Origin of the sequence: Streptomyces bugieae (assembly GCF_036352915.1) — a bacterium.
GTDB lineage: Bacteria > Actinomycetota > Actinomycetes > Streptomycetales > Streptomycetaceae > Streptomyces > Streptomyces endophytica.
In genome coordinates, this window is the sequence record NZ_JAZBJP010000003.1 from 275,133 (window position 1) to 293,945 (window position 18,813).

Below are 18,813 nucleotides of genomic sequence, written 5' to 3' on the forward strand. Positions count from 1 at the left end.
GACCGCACCGACAACGGGCCCGGGCCCGGGCGCGGCCGCCGCCGGGCCGGGAACGCCGCCGGCCCCGTACCGCGGGGCGGTACGGGGCCGGGGCCGGGACGGTGAAGCTGCTTACAGGCCCGCGGCCTTCTTGAGCGCCTCGACGCGGTCGGTCCGCTCCCAGGTGAAGTCCTCCAGCTCACGGCCGAAGTGGCCGTAGGCGGCGGTCTGCGAGTAGATCGGGCGGAGCAGGTCGAGGTCGCGGATGATCGCGGCCGGGCGGAGGTCGAAGACCTCGGTGATGGCCTGCTCGATCTTGTCCGTGTCGATGGTGGCGGTGCCGAAGGTCTCGACGAAGAGACCGACCGGCTCGGCCTTGCCGATGGCGTAGGCGACCTGGACCTCGCAGCGGGCGGCGAGGCCGGCCGCGACCACGTTCTTGGCGACCCAGCGCATGGCGTAGGCGGCCGAGCGGTCGACCTTGGACGGGTCCTTGCCGGAGAAGGCACCGCCGCCGTGGCGGGCCATACCGCCGTAGGTGTCGATGATGATCTTGCGGCCGGTCAGGCCGGCGTCGCCCATGGGACCGCCGATCTCGAAGCGGCCGGTGGGGTTGACCAGCAGGCGGTAGCCGTCGGTGTCCAGCTTGATGCCGTCCTCGACGAGCTGGTTGAGGACGTGCTCGACGACGAACTCGCGGATGTCGGGAGCGAGCAGCGAGTCGAGGTCGATGTCGCTGGCGTGCTGCGAGGAGACCACGACGGTGTCGAGGCGGACGGCCTTGTGGCCGTCGTACTCGATGGTGACCTGGGTCTTGCCGTCGGGGCGGAGGTAGGGGATGGTGCCGTTCTTCCGGACCTCGGACAGCCGGCGCGAGAGGCGGTGCGCGAGGTAGATCGGGAGCGGCATCAGCTCCGGGGTCTCGTCGCAGGCGTAGCCGAACATCAGGCCCTGGTCGCCCGCGCCCTGCCGGTCCAGCTCGTCGTCGTCGCCCTCGACGCGGTTCTCGTACGCGGTGTCGACGCCCTGCGCGATGTCCGGGGACTGCGCGCCGATGGAGACCGAGACGCCGCAGGACGCGCCGTCGAAGCCCTTCTTGGACGAGTCGTAACCGATCTCGAGGATCTTGTTGCGGACGAGGTTGGGGATGTCGGCGTACGCCTTGGTCGTCACCTCGCCGGCCACGTGGACCAAGCCGGTGGTGATCAGCGTCTCGACGGCGACCCGGGAGGTCGGGTCCTCCTTCAGGAGCGCGTCGAGGATCGTGTCGCTGATCTGGTCAGCGATCTTGTCGGGGTGGCCCTCGGTGACGGACTCCGAGGTGAACAGGCGGCGGGACACATCGCTCCCTGGGGTTGCAGCGGCTGCTGGCTGATCATTGGCGGAAGGGCCGAGAGCTGCGCTCGGCCCGATCCACTCGCCAGTTTATCGGTCGTATGTGGCGTTCGGGCACGCGGTCTCGATTTCTGGACCCCTCGTGACCTGGGACACCACACCTCACGGTAGGACGATCACCGCGCGGGGGCGACATGGTCAAGGGAACACGCCCGATTTTGTGGGGCCGATGGGGTGAAAGAGGAGAGGGTGCGCGGATTCAGCGGCGATTCTCGGCCAGCCGGGGGGCGACCAGGTCCCACACCGTGTCCGCGAGGGCTTCCTTCGGGCCGTACGGGACCGGGGTCTCGGTGCCGTCGGCCGCCAGGATCACCGCCTCGTTCTCGGCCGAGCCGAACGTCTTGTGCTCGCCGACCTCGTTGACGACGAGCAGGTCACAGCCCTTGCGGGCGAGCTTGGCGCGCCCGTTGGCGAGCACGTCGTCGGTCTCCGCGGCGAATCCCACCACCACCTGGCCGGGCCGGGCGCGGTCGGCGGACAGCTCGGCGAGGATGTCCGGATTCCGGACCAGCACGATCGGCTCCGGCTCCTGGTCCTCCACCTTCTTGATCTTGGCGGTGGTGTAGACGGCGGGCCGGAAGTCGGCGACCGCGGCCGCCATGACCACGGCGTCGGCGTCCGCGGCGGCCTTCAGCACGGCCTCCCGCATCTGCCGGGCGGTGCCGACCGGGACCACGTCCACGCCCACGGGGTCGGGCAGCTCGGCGTTGCCGGCGACGAGGGTGACCCGGGCGCCGCGCGCCGCCGCCGTGGCCGCGAGCGCGTAGCCCTGCTTCCCGGAGGAACGGTTGCCCAGATAGCGGACGGGGTCCAGGGGCTCGCGGGTGCCGCCGGCGCTGACCACGACGTGGCGCCCGGTGAGGTCCGCCACGGCGGCCCCCTGGGCCCCGCGGGCCAGTACCCGCCGGCAGAGGGCGAAGATCTCCACCGGGTCGGGGAAGCGGCCCTTGCCGGTGTCGACGCCGGTCAGCCGGCCGACCGCGGGCTCGACGACGATCGCACCGCGGCGGCGCAGCGTGGCGACGTTCTCCTGGGTGGCCGGGTTCTCCCACATCTCGGTGTGCATCGCGGGGGCGAAGATCACCGGACAGCGGGCGGTCAGCAGCGTGTTGGTCAGCAGGTCGTCGGCGAGGCCGTGGGCGGCCTTGGCCAGCATGTCGGCGGTGGCCGGGGCGACCACGACGAGGTCCGCGGCCTGGCCGATGCGGACGTGCGGGACCTCGTGGACGGACTCCCAGACCTCGGTGGTGGCCGGGTGGCCGGACAGCGCGGACCAGGTGGCCTCGCCGACGAAGTGCAGCGCCGAGGCGGTCGGCACCACCCGGACGTCGTGCCCGGACTCGGTCAGCCGGCGCAGCAGCTCGCACGCCTTGTACGCGGCGATCCCGCCGCTGACCCCCAGGACCACCCTGGGCCGCTCCCGCTCCCGCTTGTCCATCGCTTCGCCGCTCCCCGAGCTCCCGGTCCGCGCTACGTCCGTAGCGTCTGTATGCCCCTATGACACACCAAAGGCCCGGCGGACGTGCCGCCGGGCCCTGGATGAACTGACGCTGCTTACTGGGCCGGGCCCTCGATGGACTCGGAGGTCAGCAGACCCGCGTTGATCTCGCGCAGCGCGATCGACAGGGGCTTCTCGTGGACGTGGGTGTCCACGAGCGGGCCGACGTACTCCAGCAGGCCCTCGCCGAGCTGGGAGTAGTACGCGTTGATCTGGCGCGCGCGCTTGGCGGCGTAGATCACGAGGCTGTACTTCGAGTCGGTGGCCTCGAGAAGCTCATCAATGGGCGGGTTGATGATGCCCTCGGGAGCGGTGATGGAAGAGGACACTCTCTACCTTCCGAAAGGGGATGAAGCCTGGGTGGCATGCACCCGGCCGTCGTACGGGCCGGCGCAAAGTCTGTGCGTCCGGAGCCGGAGCGGCTCCGCGGGGTCAGCCGCTGGTGCTCTTGTCCCCGGATCGATGCAGCATCAAGGCTAGCAGCTCACGGCTCACGTCCTCGACGGAGGTGTTGACGCACGTCACGTCGAACTCCTTCTCCGCGGCCAGCTCGACCCGGGCCGCCTCCAGGCGGCGCTCGATGACCTCGGGCGCCTCCGTGCCCCGGCCGGTGAGCCGGCGGACCAGCTCCTCCCAGCTCGGCGGGGCGAGGAAGACCAGCTGGGCCTCGGGCATGGACTCCCGGACCTGGCGGGCGCCCTGCAGGTCGATCTCCAGCAGGACCGGTTCGCCGGCCTCCAGGCGGTCCAGGACCGCCTTGCGCGGAGTGCCGTAGCGGTTGCCGGCGAACTCGGCCCATTCGAGCAGCTCACCGTTGGCGATCAGCTTGTCGAACTCCTCGTCGTCGACGAAGAAGTACTGGACGCCGTGCTGCTCCCCGGGTCGCGGGGTGCGGGTGGTGGCCGAGACCGAGAGCCATACCTCGGGGTGGACCTTGCGCATATGCGCGACGACCGTGCTCTTGCCGACCCCCGAGGGGCCGGAGAGCACGGTCAGTCGCGGTTGTCTGGCCGGGGGGCCGGCGGGGGTCGTCCCCCGGGAGACTGCAGAACTCATGCAGCGATTATTCCAGCTTCCCGGCGATGCCGGAAAATTCAGCCGGAAGCGCTGCCGCCGAATTCGCGCTCCAGTGCCGCGATCTGGTTGGAGCCAAGGCCCCGGACGCGGCGGCTCTCGGAGATCCCGAGCCGCTCCATGAGCTGCTTGGCGCGGACCTTGCCGACGCCGGGCAGGGACTCCAGGAGAGCGGAGACCTTCATCTTGCCGATGACGTCGTTCTTCTGGCCCTGCTGGATGACCTCGTGGAGAGAAGCACCGGAGTGCTTGAGCCGATTCTTGACCTCGGCGCGCTCCCGGCGAGCCGCGGCGGCCTTCTCGAGCGCGGCTGCGCGCTGTTCAGGGGTAAGGGGCGGAAGAGCCACGCCTACGTCACCTCGGATGTCGAACTGTCGGATACGGACCGGTGTGGAACCTAGTCGCCCCGCACTTGCGGAGCAACGAGCAACGCGCTTACGTGCACTGCTCTCGACGGAGACTAGCGGCCGAGGGCGCCGGAGTCAGCGAGAACAGACGAAAAGTCCTGGTCAGACTCTGCTGACCAGGACAATTCGGGACCAAACTCCCCGTCTTACGGTGCCTGATCGAGCGCGGTGCGCACTTCCTCGGTGAATCGGTCCGCCGCCGCGCGCAGTCCGGCGGCGTCCGGACCGTGCTTCAGCACCCCCCGGCTGACACTCGGGAGGACGTTTTCGGCCGCGGCGCCGAAGACGGTCGGCAGGTCGGCCGGGGTGGCGCCCTGCGCGCCGATGCCGGGGGCCAGCAGCGGGCCGTTGATCGCCAGGTCGAACGTGGAGAGATCGCCGAGGGTGGCACCGACCACCGCGCCGAAGGAGCCCAGCGGCTCGGCGCCGGCGTTCTCGGCGGCGAGGTGGCCGAGCATGGTCGCCGCGAGGGTGCGGCCGTCCTCGCGGACCGCGCGCTGGACCTCCGCGCCCTCCGGGTTGGAGGTCAGCGCCAGCACGAACAGGCCCGCGCCGCTCTCCCGGGCCAGGTCGGCGGCCGGCTTCAGCGAGCCGTAGCCCAGGTACGGCGAGACCGTCAGGGCGTCCGAGAACAGCGGCGAGTCCGGGTGCAGGTACGTCTCGGCGTAGGCGGCCATGGTGGAGCCGATGTCGCCGCGCTTGGCGTCCATGAGCACCAGTGCGCCGCGCTCACGGGCCTCGACGACGGCGGTCTCCAGCACGGCCAGGCCGCGCGAGCCGAACCGCTCGAAGAACGCGGACTGCGGCTTGAAGACGGCGACGTGCTCGCCGAGCACCTCGACGACGGTGCGGGTGAACCGGGCCAGGCCCGCGACGTCGTCGTTCAGGCCCCAGTCGGCCAGCAGCGAGGCGTGCGGGTCGATGCCGACGCAGAGCGGGCCGCGCTCGTCCATGGCGCGGCGCAGCCGCGCGCCGAAGGGGGCCAGCGGCCCGGAGGGCCTCGTCGAGGGGTGGTGGTCGGGCGAGGGGCCGGCCGTCATGCGGTCACCTTCTTGTGCTCGGCGCCGACGGCGTCGGCGAGGGTGGCGTACGGGCTGGTGCGCAGGCGCGCGGCCAGGCCCTTGTGGATCGAGCGGCACCAGAACGGGCCCTGGTAGATGAACGCGCTGTAGCCCTGGACGAGGGTGGCGCCGGCGAGGATGCGCTGCCAGGCGTCCTCGGCGGTCTCGATGCCGCCGACGCCGATCAGGGTGATCTTGTCGCCGACGCGGGCGTAGAGGCGGCGCAGCACCTCCAGGGAGCGCTGCTTGACGGGCGCGCCGGAGAGGCCGCCGGTCTCCTTGACCACGGCCGGGTCGGACGTGAGGCCCAGGCCCTCGCGGGCGATGGTGGTGTTGGTGGCGATGATGCCGTCCAGGCCGAGTTCGACGGCGAGGTCGGCGACCGCGTCGACGTCCTCGTCGGCCAGGTCGGGGGCGATCTTGACCAGGAGGGGGACCCGGCGGTCGGTGACCGTGCGGTCGGCGGCCTCGCGGACCGCGGTCAGCAGCGGCCGCAGATGGTCGACGGCCTGGAGGTTGCGCAGCCCGGGGGTGTTCGGCGACGAGACGTTGACGACCAGGTAGTCGGCGTGGCGGGCCAGCCGCTCGGTGGAGGTGACGTAGTCGCCGATCGCCTCGGACTCCGGGACGATCTTGGTCTTGCCGATGTTGACGCCGAGGGTGGTCGGGAAGACCGGGTTGCGGGCCGCCAGGCGGGCCGCGACGGACGCGGAACCGTCGTTGTTGAAGCCCATGCGGTTGATCAGCGCGCGGTCCGGTACGAGCCGGAACAGGCGCTTCTTGGGGTTGCCGGGCTGCGGCTGGGCGGTGACCGTGCCGATCTCGACGTGGTCGAAGCCGAGCATGGTCATGCCGTCGATGACGACCGCGTTCTTGTCGAAGCCGGCGGCCAGGCCGAACGGGCCGTGCATCCGGCGGCCGAAGGCCTCGACGCGCAGTTCCTTGTAGCGCGGGGCGAGGGCGGCGGCGAGGAAGGTGCGCAGCACGGGGACCTGCGCGGCCCGCCGGATCCACCCGAAGGCCAGGTGGTGGGCCCGCTCGGGATCCATGCGCGTGAAGAAGAGCCGGAAGAAGAGCTGGTACATGGTGGTGTGTCCTCACGAAGAGGGGGACACAGCGGCGGTTCGCTGTGTCCCCCTCACGGGCTGCTAGTCGCGGGCCGCGGTCAGGTGTTCCGCGTGTTCCTGGAGTGACCTGACGCCCACGTCGCCGCGGTTCATCGCCTCGATGCCCTGGACGGCGGCCGCGAGGGCCTGGACCGTGGTCAGGCACGGCACGGAGCGGGCCACCGCCGCCGTACGGATGTCGTAGCCGTCGAGGCGGCCGCCGGTGCCGTACGGGGTGTTGACGATCAGGTCGACCTCGCCGGCGTGGATCAGCTGGACGATGGTCTTCTCGCCGTTCGGGCCCTCGCCCTCGGACTGCTTGCGCACGACGGTGGCGTTGATGCCGTTGCGGCGCAGCACCTCGGCCGTGCCGGAGGTGGCGAGCAGCTCGAAGCCGTGCGCGACCAGCTCGCGCGCCGGGAAGATCATCGAGCGCTTGTCGCGGTTGGCGACGGAGACGAACGCCCGGCCCTTGGTGGGCAGTGCGCCGTACGCCCCGGCCTGCGACTTGGCGTAGGCGGTGCCGAAGACCGAGTCGATGCCCATGACCTCGCCGGTGGAGCGCATCTCCGGGCCGAGGACGGTGTCCACGCCGCGGCCGTGGACATCGCGGAACCGGCTCCACGGCATCACGGCCTCCTTGACGGAGATCGGCGCGTCCAGCGGCAGGGTGCCGCCGTCGCCGGTCTTCGGCAGCAGGCCCTCGGCGCGCAGTTCGGCGATGGTGGCGCCGAGCGAGATCCGGGCGGCGGCCTTGGCCAGCGGCACCGCGGTCGCCTTCGAGGTGAAGGGGACGGTGCGGGACGCGCGGGGGTTGGCCTCCAGGACGTAGAGGATGTCGCCGGCCATCGCGAACTGGATGTTGATCAGTCCGCGGACGCCCACGCCCTTGGCGATGGCCTCGGTGGAGGCGCGCAGCCGCTTGATGTCGAAGCCGCCGAGGGTGATCGGGGGCAGCGCACAGGCGGAGTCGCCGGAGTGGATGCCGGCCTCCTCGATGTGCTCCATGACGCCGCCGAGGTAGAGCTCGTGGCCGTCGTAGAGCGCGTCGACGTCGATCTCTATGGCGTCGTCGAGGAACCGGTCGATGAGGACCGGGTGGCGGTCGATCAGGCCGGCGTGGCGGGTGAGGTACTCGCCGAGCGACGGCTCGTCGTAGACGATCTCCATGCCGCGGCCGCCGAGGACGTAGGACGGCCGGACCATGACCGGGTAGCCGATCTCGGTGGCGATCCGCTTGGCCTCGTCGAAGGAGAAGGCGGTGCCGTACTTGGGGGCGGGCAGGCCGGCCTCGGTGAGCACCCGGCCGAAGGCGCCGCGCTCCTCGGCGAGGTCGATGGCCTCGGGCGAGGTGCCGACGATCGGCACGCCGTTGTCCTTGAGCGCCTGCGCCAGGCCCAGCGGGGTCTGCCCGCCGAGCTGGACGATGACGCCGGCGACCGGCCCGGCCTGGGTCTCGGCGTGCACGATCTCCAGCACGTCTTCCAGCGTCAGCGGCTCGAAGTACAGGCGGTCGGAGGTGTCGTAGTCCGTCGAGACGGTCTCCGGGTTGCAGTTGACCATGACGGTCTCGTAGCCGGCCTCGGACAGCGCGAACGAGGCGTGGACGCAGGAGTAGTCGAACTCGATGCCCTGGCCGATGCGGTTGGGCCCGGAACCGAGGATGATCACGGCCGGCTTCTCGCGCGGGGCGACCTCGCTCTCCTCGTCGTAGGACGAGTAGAAGTACGGGGTCTTCGCGGCGAACTCGGCGGCGCAGGTGTCGACGGTCTTGTAGACCGGGCGGACGCCGAGGGCGTGCCGGACCTCGCGCACGACGTCCTCGCGCAGGCCCCGGACCGCGGCGATCTGGGCGTCGGAGAAGCCGTAGCGCTTTGCGTCCGCGAGGATCTCCGGGCCGAGCTTCTCGGCGCCGGCGATCTCGTCGGCGATCTCCTTGACCAGGAAGAGCTGGTCGACGAACCAGGGGTCGATCTTCGTGGCGTCGAAGACCTCCTCCGGGGTGGCGCCGGCGCGGATCGCCTGCATGACGGTGTTGATCCGGCCGTCGGTGGGGACCTTGGCCTTCTCCAGGAGGGCGGCCTTGTCACCGGGCTCGCCGGCGAAGTCGAACTGGCTGCCCTTCTTCTCCAGGGAGCGCAGCGCCTTCTGCAGCGCCTCGGGGAAGTTGCGGCCGATGGCCATGGCCTCGCCGACCGACTTCATGGTGGTGGTCAGCGTGGCGTCGGCGGCCGGGAACTTCTCGAAGGCGAACCGCGGCACCTTGACGACGACGTAGTCGAGGGTCGGCTCGAAGGAGGCCGGGGTCTGCTCGGTGATGTCGTTCGGGATCTCGTCGAGGGTGTAGCCGACGGCGAGGCGGGCGGCGATCTTCGCGATCGGGAAGCCGGTGGCCTTGGAGGCGAGGGCCGAGGAACGCGACACGCGGGGGTTCATCTCGATGACGATCACGCGACCGTCCTCGGGGTTCACCGCGAACTGGATGTTGCAGCCGCCGGTGTCCACGCCGACCTCGCGGATGACCGCGATGCCGATGTCCCGCAGGATCTGGTACTCGCGGTCGGTGAGCGTCATCGACGGGGCGACGGTGATCGAGTCGCCGGTGTGGACACCCATCGGGTCGAAGTTCTCGATGGAGCAGACGACCACGACGTTGTCGTTCTTGTCGCGCATCAGCTCCAGCTCGTACTCCTTCCAGCCGAGGATGGACTCCTCCAGGAGCACCTCGGTGGTCGGGGAGAGCGTGAGGCCCTGGCCGGCGATCCGGCGCAGCTCGTCCTCGTCGTGCGCGAAGCCGGAGCCGGCGCCGCCCATGGTGAACGACGGGCGGACGACGACGGGGTAGCCGCCGAGCTCCTCGACGCCCGCCAGGACGTCGTCCATGGAGTGGCAGATGACCGAGCGGGCGGACTCGCCGTGGCCGATCTTCCGGCGGACGGCCTCGACGACCTCCTTGAAGAGGTCGCGGTCCTCACCCTTGTTGATGGCCTCGACGTTCGCGCCGATCAGCTCGACGCCGTACTTCTCGAGGGTGCCCGCCTCGTGCAGCGAGATGGCGGTGTTGAGCGCGGTCTGGCCGCCCAGGGTGGGCAGCAGGGCGTCCGGGCGCTCCTTGGCGATGATCTTCTCGACGAATTCCGGGGTGATCGGCTCGACGTAGGTCGCGTCGGCGATCTCCGGGTCGGTCATGATCGTCGCCGGGTTGGAGTTGACCAGGATGACGCGCAGGCCCTCGGACTTGAGGACCCGGCACGCCTGGGTACCGGAGTAGTCGAACTCGGCGGCCTGGCCGATGACGATCGGGCCGGAGCCGATGACCAGGACGGACTGGATATCGGTGCGCTTAGGCACGCTGGCCCTCCATCAGGGAAACGAAGCGGTCGAAGAGGTACGCGGCGTCGTGCGGGCCGGCGGCCGCCTCGGGGTGGTACTGGACGCTGAAGGCCGGCTGGTCGAGGAGGTGCAGGCCCTCCACCACGTTGTCATTGAGGCAGACGTGGGAGACCTCGGCATGGCCGAAGGGGGTGTCGGAAACCTTGTCGAGCGGGGCGTCGACGGCGAATCCGTGGTTGTGCGCGGTGACCTCGACCTTGCCGGTCGTGCGGTCCTGGACCGGCTGGTTGATCCCGCGGTGGCCGTACTTGAGCTTGTAGGTGCCGAAGCCCAGCGCGCGGCCGAGGATCTGGTTGCCGAAGCAGATGCCGAAGAGCGGGGTCTTGCGCGCGAGGACGCCCCGCATGACGGAGACCGGGTGGTCGGCGGTGGCCGGGTCGCCGGGGCCGTTGGAGAAGAACACGCCGTCCGGGTCGACCGCGTAGACGTCCTCGACGGTGGCGGTGGCGGGCAGCACGTGCACCTCGATGCCGCGCTCGGCCATGCGGTGCGGGGTCATGCCCTTGATACCGAGGTCGACGGCGGCGACGGTGAACTTCTTCTCGCCGATCGCCGGGACGACGTAGGCCTCCTTGGTGGCGACCTGGGCGGAGAGGTCGGCGCCCTTCATCTCGGGGGCCTGGCGCACCTTGGCGAGCATGGTGCCGGCGTCGGGCAGCGCGTCGCCGGAGAAGATCCCGACCCGCATCGCACCGCGTTCGCGCAGGTGGCGGGTGAGCGCGCGGGTGTCGACGCCGCTGATGCCGACCACGCCCTGGGCGGTCAGTTCCTCGTCCAGGGAGCGCACCGAGCGCCAGTTGGACGGGATCCGGGCGGGGTCGCGGACGACGTAGCCGGCGACCCAGATCCGCTGCGACTCGGGGTCCTCGTCGTTGACCCCGGTGTTGCCGATGTGCGGGGCGGTCATGACGACGACCTGGCGGTGGTACGAGGGGTCGGTCAGCGTCTCCTGGTAGCCGGTCATGCCGGTGGAGAACACCGCTTCGCCGAAGGTCTCCCCCACGGCCCCGTAGGCACGACCGCTGAAGGTGCGGCCGTCCTCCAGGACAAGTACGGCGGGAAGCGCCTTGTTCCTCTGAGAGGAGCTTCCCCTGGTGGAGGTCGTCATCGTGCGCCTTCCGTTTCGCTCTGCTCGGTGGTGTTTCGGGTGCTGCGGGGGGTGGTGCTCAGTGCGGTGAGGGCCTCGACCCAGGCGGGGTGCTCCTCCGCCCGGTCGGAGCGGAAACCGGAGTCGATCTCCTGGTCGCCGTGCTGCCAGGTGACGACGAGCAGGCCGCCCTCGGTGAGGACCTTGCCGGCGATGCCCTTGTCGAGGCGGGCGCCGCGCAGCGCGGCGACCGGCACGAAGAAGTCCGTCGCGCCCGGCCGTACGACGTCCAGGCCCCCCTCGGTGAGGGTCAGCTCGACGCGGCTGCGGGTGCCGAGGCCGTGCGCCACGATCCGGTCGAGCCACTGCCCGGCCGTGGTGGAGCCGTGGTAGCGCCCGCTGAGCGTCAGCTTCGGCCTGCCCGGGTTCTCGGGAGTGGAGGGCAGCTCGGGCAGGTCGCCCTGGAGCGTGCCGCGCCACTTCCAGCCCTGGCGCATCAGCCAGTAGACGAAGGCGACGAGGACGAGCAGGCCGGCGACCCAGCCGAGCCGTGCCGCCCAGTCGGTGACCGGCGCGGACTTCTGCGCCTCGGCCAGTTGGATGAGTGGAGGAGTCACGCCAGCTTCCCGTCGACGACCGTTGCCCGGCCCCGCAGGAAGGTGTGGGTGACGCGTCCCGGCAGCTCACGGCCCTCGTAGGGGGTGTTGCGGCTGCGGGAGGCGAAGCCCGCGGGGTCCACCTCTCCACGGTAAGCGGAATCGACCAGGGTGAGGTTGGCGGGCTCACCAGCCGAGATGGGCCGGCCGTGGCCCTCCAGGCCGCCGATCCGCGCGGGCCGGAAGGACATCCGCTCGGCGACGCCGGCCCAGTCCAGCAGCCCGGTGTCGACCATCGTGTGCTGGACGACGGAGAGCGCGGTCTCCAGGCCGACCATGCCCATGGCCGCGGCGCCCCACTCGCAGTCCTTGTCCTCGTGCGGGTGCGGGGCGTGGTCGGTGGCGACGATGTCGATGGTGCCGTCGGCCAGCGCCTCGCGCAGGGCCAGCACGTCGCGCTCGGTGCGCAGCGGCGGGTTGACCTTGTAGACCGGGTTGTAGGTGCGCACCATCTCGTCGGTGAGGAGCAGGTGGTGCGGGGTGACCTCGGCGGTGACGTCGATGCCGCGGGACTTGGCCCAGCGGACGATCTCGACGCTGCCGGCGGTCGACAGGTGGCAGATGTGGACCCGGGAGCCGACGTGCTCGGCGAGCAGCACGTCCCGGGCGATGATCGACTCCTCGGCGACCGCGGGCCAGCCGCCCAGGCCCAGCTCGGCGGAGACGATGCCCTCGTTCATCTGGGCGCCCTCGGTCAGCCGCGGCTCCTGGGCGTGCTGGGCGACGACGCCGCCGAAGGCCTTCACGTACTCCAGGGCCCGGCGCATGATCACCGCGTCGTCGACGCACTTGCCGTCGTCGGAGAAGACGGTGACGCCGGCGGCCGACTCGTGCATGGCGCCGAGCTCGGCGAGCTTCTTGCCCTCCAGGCCGACGGTGACCGCGCCGATCGGCTGCACGTCGCAGTAGCCGTGCTCCTGGCCGAGCCGGTAGACCTGCTCGACGACGCCGGCGGTGTCGGCGACCGGGAAGGTGTTGGCCATGGCGAAGACGGCGGTGTAGCCGCCGGAGGCGGCCGCGCGGGTGCCGGTGAGGACGGTCTCGGAGTCCTCCCGGCCGGGCTCGCGCAGGTGGGTGTGCAGGTCGACGAGCCCGGGGAGGAGGACCTTGCCGCCGGCCTCGACGATCTGCGCGCCGTCCGCGTCCAGGCCGCTGCCCACGGCCTCGATGAACTCGCCGTCGATCAGGACGTCCTGCGGCTCGCCGCCGAGCACCTTCGCACCACGGATCAGGATCTTGCTCATGGTCTTACTTCTCCTCGGTACGGGGGTTGGTCACGGCGGGCTCGTTGCCGCCCAGGAGCAGGTAGAGGACGGCCATCCGGATGCTGACGCCGTTGGTGACCTGCTCGACGGCCGTGCAGCGGCCGGAGTCGGCGACCTCGGCGGTGATCTCCATGCCGCGGACCATGGGGCCGGGGTGCATCACCAGGGCGTGTCCGGGCATCCGCGCCATGCGGTCGCCGTCCAGGCCGTAGCGGCGCGAGTACTCGCGCTCGGTGGGGAAGAACGCGGCGTTCATCCGCTCGCGCTGGACCCGCAGCATCATCACGGCGTCGGACTTCGGCAGCACGCCGTCGAGGTCGTACGACACCTCGCAGGGCCAGGTCTCGACCCCGACCGGCACCAGGGTGGGCGGCGCGACCAGGGTGACCTCGGCGCCGAGGGTGTGCAGCAGGTCGACGTTGGACCGGGCGACCCGGCTGTGCAGCACGTCGCCGACGATCGTGATGCGCTTGCCGGACAGGTCCTGGCCGATCCCGGCGTCCGGGCCGATCAGCCGGCGGCGCATGGTGAAGGCGTCGAGCAGGGCCTGGGTGGGGTGCTGGTGGGTGCCGTCACCGGCGTTGATGACAGGGGCGTCGATCCAGCCGGAGTTGGCGAGCCGGTAGGGGGCGCCGGAGGCACCGTGCCGGATGACGACGGCGTCGACGCCCATCGCCTCCAGGGTCTGCGCGGTGTCCTTGAGGGACTCGCCCTTGGAGACGCTCGATCCCTTGGCCGCGAAGTTGATGACGTCCGCGGAGAGCCGCTTCTCGGCGGCCTCGAAGGAGATCCGGGTGCGGGTGGAGTCCTCGAAGAAGAGGTTGCAGACCGTGCGTCCGCGCAGGGTGGGGAGCTTCTTGATCGGCCGGTCGGCGACCCGGGCCATCTCCTCGGCGGTGTCGAGGATCAGCACGGCATCGTCGCGGGTGAGGTCGGCGGCCGAGATGAGGTGGCGCTTCATCCGGTTTTCTCCGTGTGTGAGGGAGGTGTACGGGAATGTCCGTCAGGCAGGCATGCCTGCGGGCCCGGGGTCACCGGGTCCGTCAGCGGTGCGCTAGCGCTCGCCGGCCGGGGTGGTCTGCTTGAGGCCGAGCAGCACGGCGTCCCGGCCGTCCTCCTCGGTCAGCTGGACCTTGACCGCCTCCCGCAGCGACGTGGGGAGGTTCTTGCCGACGTAGTCGGCGCGGATCGGCAGTTCGCGGTGGCCCCGGTCGACGAGGACCGCCAGCTGGACGGCGCGCGGCCGGCCGATGTCGCCCAGGGCGTCCAGGGCGGCGCGGATCGTGCGTCCGGAGAACAGGACGTCGTCGACGAGCAGGACGACCCGGCCCTCGATGCCCTCGGCGGGGATGTCGGTGCGGGCGAGCGTCCGGGCCGGGCCCAGGCGCAGGTCGTCGCGGTACATCGTGATGTCGAGCGAGCCCACCGGGACCGTGCGGCCGGTGATGTCCTGGAGCTTGGCGGCCAGCCGCCGGGCGAGGAAGACGCCACGGGTGGGGATTCCCAGCAGCACCACGTCGTCCGCGCCCTTGGCGCGCTCGACGATCTCGTGGGCGATGCGGGTGAGCATGCGCGCGATGTCGGGGCCTTCGAGCACCGGCCGCGCGGGGAGCTGAGCTCCCGCTTCGGAGCTGTTTGCGTCCATACGAAACGGACCTCCTTCTCCGCCTCACGGGACGGACCTTAAAGGACGTCGGAATTACGCAGTCAGGTTACCAGGACCGCTCTCCTGGCCCGTCTACACCCCTGACGGGTGAGGGTCTGGCCCATTCCGCTTGACGAACTGAGATTACGCTGCGTAACCTCACAGTGAGTTACCAGCCACGCGGCGGAGCCGCATGTCGATACAGCTGTCTGGGGAGCTATATGTCCAGCGAATACGCCAAACAGCTCGGGGCCAAGCTCCGCGCCATCCGTACCCAGCAGGGCCTCTCCCTTCACGGCGTCGAGGAGAAGTCCCAGGGTCGTTGGAAGGCCGTGGTGGTCGGTTCGTACGAGCGCGGCGACCGTGCCGTGACCGTGCAGCGCCTTGCCGAGCTGGCGGACTTCTACGGCGTTCCGGTGCAGGAACTGCTGCCGGGCACGACACCGGGCGGCGCGGCCGAGCCGCCGCCGAAGCTGGTGCTCGACCTGGAGCGACTTGCCCACGTCCCGCAGGAGAAGGCCGGCCCGCTGCAGCGCTACGCCGCCACGATCCAGAGCCAGCGCGGTGACTACAACGGCAAGGTCCTCTCGATCCGCCAGGACGACCTGCGGACCCTCGCCGTGATCTACGACCAGTCGCCCTCGGTGCTGACCGAGCAGCTGATCAGCTGGGGCGTGCTCGACGCCGACGCCCGTCGCGCCGTGTCCCACGAGGAGATCTGAGCCCCTCGGGCCATCTGCAGAAACGTACCGCCGCCCCGGAGCCCGGGGCGGCGGTTCTGTTTGCCGGTGTCCTCCCCCGCGCCGGTGCGGGCATGCGAACGGGCCCGGAGCGTTCACCCAACGCTCCGGGCCCGTCCCGTGCTCTGCCGCTCGTCGGCGGCGCCGGCTACTGCGCCTCGCGCCGCAGACCCGGCTTCAGCTCCTTCAGCCGGCCGAGGAGGCCGTTGACGAAGGCCGGGGAGTCGTCCGTGGAGAACTCCTTGGCGAGCTGCACGGCTTCGTCGATCGCCACCGCGTCCGGCGTGTCGTCCACCCAGAGCAGCTCGTAGGCGCCGAGCCGCAGGATCGAGCGGTCGGCGGCCGGCATCCGGTCCAGGTCCCAGTCGACCGCGTAGGTGGAGATCAGCTCGTCGATGCGGACGATGTGGTCCGCGTACCCCTCGACGAGCTGCAGGGTGTACTCGTTCACCGGCGGCTGCCGGGGGTCGGTCCGGGCGTGCCGCATCCAGTCCGCGAGCACGGACTGCACGTCGGCGCCGCGCTGATCGGCCTCGAAGAGGATCTGGAACGCGCGCTTACGGGCCTTGCTGCGGGCAGCCACGGTTAGCTGTTCACCCGGCCGAGGTAGTCGCTCGTGCGGGTGTCGACCTTGATCTTCTCACCGGTGGTGATGAAGAGCGGGACCTGGATCTGGTGGCCGGTCTCCAGCACGGCGGGCTTGGTGCCGCCGGTGGAGCGGTCGCCCTGGACGCCCGGCTCGGTCTCCTGGACGGTGAGCTCGACGGCGGCCGGCAGCTCGACGTAGAGCACCTCGCCCTCGTGCTGCGCGACGACGGCCTCGAAGCCCTCGATGAGGAAGTTGGCGGCGTCGCCGACGGCCTTGCGGTCGACGTGCAGCTGGTCGTAGGTGTCCATGTCCATGAAGACGAAGTAGTCGCCGTCCATGTACGAGAACTGCATGCCGCGCTTGTCGACGGTGGCCGTCTCGACCTTCACGCCGGCGTTGAAGGTCTTGTCCACCACCTTGCCGGAGAGCACGTTCTTGAGCTTGGTGCGGACGAAGGCCGGGCCCTTGCCGGGCTTGACGTGCTGGAACTCGACGACGGACCAGAGCTGGCCGCCTTCGAGCTTGAGCACCATGCCGTTCTTGAGGTCGTTCGTGGATGCCACGGTTGCGGAATCTCCTGGACTGCAGGTGGTGGGACCCGGAGCGACGCCCACCGAGCCGCTGCGGCTCAGAGTGCGAGCAGCTCCTTGGTCGTGATCGTGAGTAGCTCGGGCCCGCCGTCCGCCTCGGGGCGGACGACGAGTGTGTCGTCGATCCGGACACCCCCACGGCCCGGGATGTGAACCCCCGGCTCGACGGTGACCGGCACGCAAGCGTCCAGTTTACCCATGGCGGCCGGGGACAACTGAGGGTCCTCATCGATTTCGAGCCCCACGCCGTGCCCGGTCCACGGTCCGAGCCGCTCGCCGTACCCCGCGGCATCGAGCACATGGCGGGTGATCCGGTCCACCTCGCGGCACTCCACGCCCGGCGCGAGCGCCTCCCGGCCGGCTCGCTGGGCTGCGAAAACGAGATCGTACAGCTCGATCTGCCAGTCGGACGGGGTGGTGCCGATGACGAAGGTGCGGCCGATCTCGCAGCGGTAGCCGCGGTAGTTCGCCCCGAGGCAGACGCTGAGGAAGTCGCCCTCCTCGACCCGCCGGTCGGTGGGCAGATGACCCGGGCGGCCGGAGTTCGGGCCGGTCGCCACGGAGGTCGGGAAGGCCGGGCCGTCCGCGCCGTGGTCCACCAGCCGGCGCTCCAGCTCCAGCGCGAGATGCCGCTCGGTGCGGCCCACCAGGATCGATTCGAGCAGTTCGCCGAGCGCCTGGTCGGCGATCTCCGCGGCGATCCGCAGACAGGCGATCTCGTCGTCGTCCTTGACCAGCCGCTGCGCCTCGACCGCACAGGCCAGATCCGCCAGCCGGAGCTGCGGTGCGACCTGGGAGAGCGCCCGGTGCCGGGTGACGGTCAGGTGGTGCTCCTCGACGGCCAGGGTGTCCGCGCCGGCCTTCGCGGCCAGGTCGGCGCCGGCCACCACCGGGTCACCGCCGCGGCCGGGCAGCACCGACACCCGTACGTCGTCCACCGGCCGGCCCTCGGACGGATCGCCGCTCAGCGGTCTGCCGCACAGCAGCACGTCGTCGGACGGGCCCAGCAGCAGAGCGGCGCCCGGCGGGGCGCAGGCGGTGAGGTAGCGGACGTTCGCGGGGCGCGAGATCAGGGCGGCGGCGCTTCCGGTTGCGGCACAGCGGTCGCGCAGCCGCGTGCGTCGGGCCGCGTACAACTCGGACATATCGCAAGGGTACGGCGGCTCCCCCGCGGCGGCCGGTCGAGGGGGCCGCCCGGGGGACGACCAGCGAGCACGCGCCCGAGGGCGGCTACCAGCTGGGCGGACTGGCCAGCGAGCGGGCGACCACGTCGTCCAGCACCCGCACCGTCGTGGCGACGTCGTGCTGGGAGTTGTCGATGATCGGCAGGCCCGAGCCGTACCAGCCGGCCATCCGGCCATGGATCCTGGCCACCTCTTCGTCCGACAGCCGGCGGTTGCCGGTGCGCCGGGCGTTGCGCTCCAGCACGATCTCCAGGCCGGGCAGCAGCACGATCGGCAGCAGTCCGGGGCCCACGTGGCGCTTCCAGCCGCCCAGGCCGACGACCGGACGGTCCGGGAAGACCGCGTCGTCGAGGATGCAGGAGATGCCGTTGGCGAGGAAGTTACGGGCGGCGAAACCGCAGGTCCGGCGGGCCAGGCGGTACTGCGCCTCGGAGTGGTCGTTCCACCCGGACTGCGGGTCGGCGAAGCCGGACCGGACCCACTCGCGGACGTCGTCCAGGCTGATGTGCGCGGTCGGCACCCGCCGGGTGTCGGCCCAGTGGCGGGCCACGCTGGTCTTGCCCGCGCCGGCCGGGCCGATCAGCAGCACCGCGACGGCGGCGTGCGTGGCGTCCGGCGCGGCCGGGTCGGCGGGCGGGCTCGGCAGCGGCACCGGCGCGCCCGGCGGCAGTTGGATATGGCCGGTGATGTCGGTGCTGTGCCCGCTGGGCGGCGGGGCCTGCTGCGGCGCGGGGCCGTGCCAGCCCGGCTGCGGGGCGGGCTGCTGCACGGGCGGCGGCGGGCCCGCGGGAGCGGGCGGGGCGGCCGGCGGGGCCGGCGGCGAGGTGGGCGGGGTGGGCCGTCCCGGGTTGGGCGTCCAGTGCATGGCGGCCCCGGGTCCTGATGCCTGCCCGTGGGGCGGCGGCAGCGGAGCCCCCACTGCGTACTGCATCCGGTGGCTCTCCGTCTCGTGCGGTCGACGTGGTGCGGGGCACGGCGCCGGGCCGGACTGCCCGGTGCGCCGTGCGGTAACCCACCGGCCCCCAGGGGCCGTTGGGCCCACGGCCGCCGGCGTGGGGTGGTACTGCTTGCGAACGGTACCCTCCCGGCGGCGCGCCGGGGGACCTCCTACCCCCGGCACGCAGCGCGTGAACGGCCGGGGGCG

The 18,813-nt window shown here is 71.3% G+C and carries 18 protein-coding genes; 1 reads left to right on the forward strand and 17 read right to left on the reverse strand.

Annotated elements, in window-relative coordinates; translation table 11 throughout:
- Window positions 1–111 precede the first annotated feature (111 nt).
- The 13 genes from metK to pyrR all read right to left on the reverse strand — a co-directional run bounded on the left by metK (window position 112) and on the right by pyrR (window position 14,566).
- Window positions 112–1,320, reverse strand: coding sequence for a methionine adenosyltransferase (metK, locus tag V2J85_RS11400; protein ID WP_261952585.1), 1,209 nt, complete (start codon window positions 1,318–1,320; stop codon window positions 112–114).
- A 253-nt stretch (window positions 1,321–1,573) separates the two neighbouring features.
- Window positions 1,574–2,812: a bifunctional phosphopantothenoylcysteine decarboxylase/phosphopantothenate--cysteine ligase CoaBC gene (gene coaBC, locus V2J85_RS11405; protein WP_261952584.1), complete on the reverse strand. Its 1,239-nt coding sequence runs from the start codon at window positions 2,810–2,812 to the stop codon at window positions 1,574–1,576.
- Between the two features lie 116 nt (window positions 2,813–2,928).
- Window positions 2,929–3,201: a DNA-directed RNA polymerase subunit omega gene (rpoZ, locus tag V2J85_RS11410; RefSeq protein WP_030412017.1), complete on the reverse strand. Its 273-nt coding sequence runs from the start codon at window positions 3,199–3,201 to the stop codon at window positions 2,929–2,931.
- Between the two features lie 103 nt (window positions 3,202–3,304).
- Entirely contained in the window at window positions 3,305–3,928 is a 624-nt protein-coding gene (gmk, locus tag V2J85_RS11415) for a guanylate kinase (RefSeq protein ID WP_261952583.1), read from the reverse strand.
- A gap of 38 nt (window positions 3,929–3,966) precedes the next feature.
- The gene (gene mihF / locus V2J85_RS11420; protein ID WP_030412015.1) at window positions 3,967–4,293 is read right to left on the reverse strand and encodes an integration host factor, actinobacterial type; all 327 of its coding nucleotides are present in this window, start codon (window positions 4,291–4,293) and stop codon (window positions 3,967–3,969) included.
- 206 nt (window positions 4,294–4,499) lie between these two features.
- The gene (gene pyrF, locus V2J85_RS11425) at window positions 4,500–5,393 is read right to left on the reverse strand and encodes an orotidine-5'-phosphate decarboxylase (protein ID WP_261952582.1); all 894 of its coding nucleotides are present in this window, start codon (window positions 5,391–5,393) and stop codon (window positions 4,500–4,502) included.
- Window positions 5,390–6,499 carry a quinone-dependent dihydroorotate dehydrogenase gene (locus V2J85_RS11430; protein ID WP_261952581.1) on the reverse strand — a complete coding sequence of 370 codons (1,110 nt, stop codon included), beginning with the start codon at window positions 6,497–6,499 and terminating at the stop codon, window positions 5,390–5,392. The genes pyrF and V2J85_RS11430 overlap by 4 nt, the downstream gene beginning before the upstream one ends.
- Before the next feature lie 63 nt (window positions 6,500–6,562).
- Window positions 6,563–9,871: a carbamoyl-phosphate synthase large subunit gene (carB, locus tag V2J85_RS11435; protein WP_261952580.1), complete on the reverse strand. Its 3,309-nt coding sequence runs from the start codon at window positions 9,869–9,871 to the stop codon at window positions 6,563–6,565.
- Window positions 9,864–11,021: a glutamine-hydrolyzing carbamoyl-phosphate synthase small subunit gene (gene carA, locus V2J85_RS11440; RefSeq protein ID WP_261952579.1), complete on the reverse strand. Its 1,158-nt coding sequence runs from the start codon at window positions 11,019–11,021 to the stop codon at window positions 9,864–9,866. Before carA ends, carB begins: the two co-directional genes overlap by 8 nt.
- Window positions 11,018–11,617, reverse strand: coding sequence for a PH-like domain-containing protein (locus tag V2J85_RS11445; protein WP_261952578.1), 600 nt, complete (start codon window positions 11,615–11,617; stop codon window positions 11,018–11,020). Before V2J85_RS11445 ends, carA begins: the two co-directional genes overlap by 4 nt.
- Entirely contained in the window at window positions 11,614–12,900 is a 1,287-nt protein-coding gene (locus tag V2J85_RS11450) for a dihydroorotase (protein ID WP_261952577.1), read from the reverse strand. The genes V2J85_RS11445 and V2J85_RS11450 overlap by 4 nt, the downstream gene beginning before the upstream one ends.
- Before the next feature lie 4 nt (window positions 12,901–12,904).
- Entirely contained in the window at window positions 12,905–13,882 is a 978-nt protein-coding gene (locus tag V2J85_RS11455) for an aspartate carbamoyltransferase catalytic subunit (protein ID WP_261952576.1), read from the reverse strand.
- Between the two features lie 93 nt (window positions 13,883–13,975).
- On the reverse strand, window positions 13,976–14,566 hold the full coding sequence (gene pyrR / locus V2J85_RS11460; RefSeq protein ID WP_261952575.1) for a bifunctional pyr operon transcriptional regulator/uracil phosphoribosyltransferase PyrR: 591 nt from the start codon (window positions 14,564–14,566) through the stop codon (window positions 13,976–13,978).
- 221 nt (window positions 14,567–14,787) lie between these two features.
- Between pyrR and bldD the strand changes: the two genes are divergently transcribed.
- Window positions 14,788–15,288 (forward strand): transcriptional regulator BldD, encoded by a 501-nt coding sequence (bldD, locus tag V2J85_RS11465; protein WP_030412006.1) that lies wholly within the window; start codon window positions 14,788–14,790, stop codon window positions 15,286–15,288.
- Between the two features lie 166 nt (window positions 15,289–15,454).
- Here the strand turns inward: bldD and nusB are convergent, their stop codons facing one another.
- The 4 genes from nusB to V2J85_RS11485 form a co-directional block, all read right to left on the reverse strand.
- Window positions 15,455–15,889 (reverse strand): transcription antitermination factor NusB, encoded by a 435-nt coding sequence (gene nusB / locus V2J85_RS11470; RefSeq protein WP_261952574.1) that lies wholly within the window; start codon window positions 15,887–15,889, stop codon window positions 15,455–15,457.
- A 2-nt stretch (window positions 15,890–15,891) separates the two neighbouring features.
- The gene (efp, locus tag V2J85_RS11475; protein ID WP_261952573.1) at window positions 15,892–16,458 is read right to left on the reverse strand and encodes an elongation factor P; all 567 of its coding nucleotides are present in this window, start codon (window positions 16,456–16,458) and stop codon (window positions 15,892–15,894) included.
- Window positions 16,459–16,523: 65 nt separating this feature from the next.
- The gene (locus tag V2J85_RS11480) at window positions 16,524–17,630 is read right to left on the reverse strand and encodes an aminopeptidase P family protein (RefSeq protein ID WP_261952572.1); all 1,107 of its coding nucleotides are present in this window, start codon (window positions 17,628–17,630) and stop codon (window positions 16,524–16,526) included.
- A gap of 85 nt (window positions 17,631–17,715) precedes the next feature.
- On the reverse strand, window positions 17,716–18,600 hold the full coding sequence (locus V2J85_RS11485; RefSeq protein WP_330821525.1) for a Pro-rich N-terminal domain-containing protein: 885 nt from the start codon (window positions 18,598–18,600) through the stop codon (window positions 17,716–17,718).
- Between the last annotated feature and the right edge of the window lie 213 nt (window positions 18,601–18,813).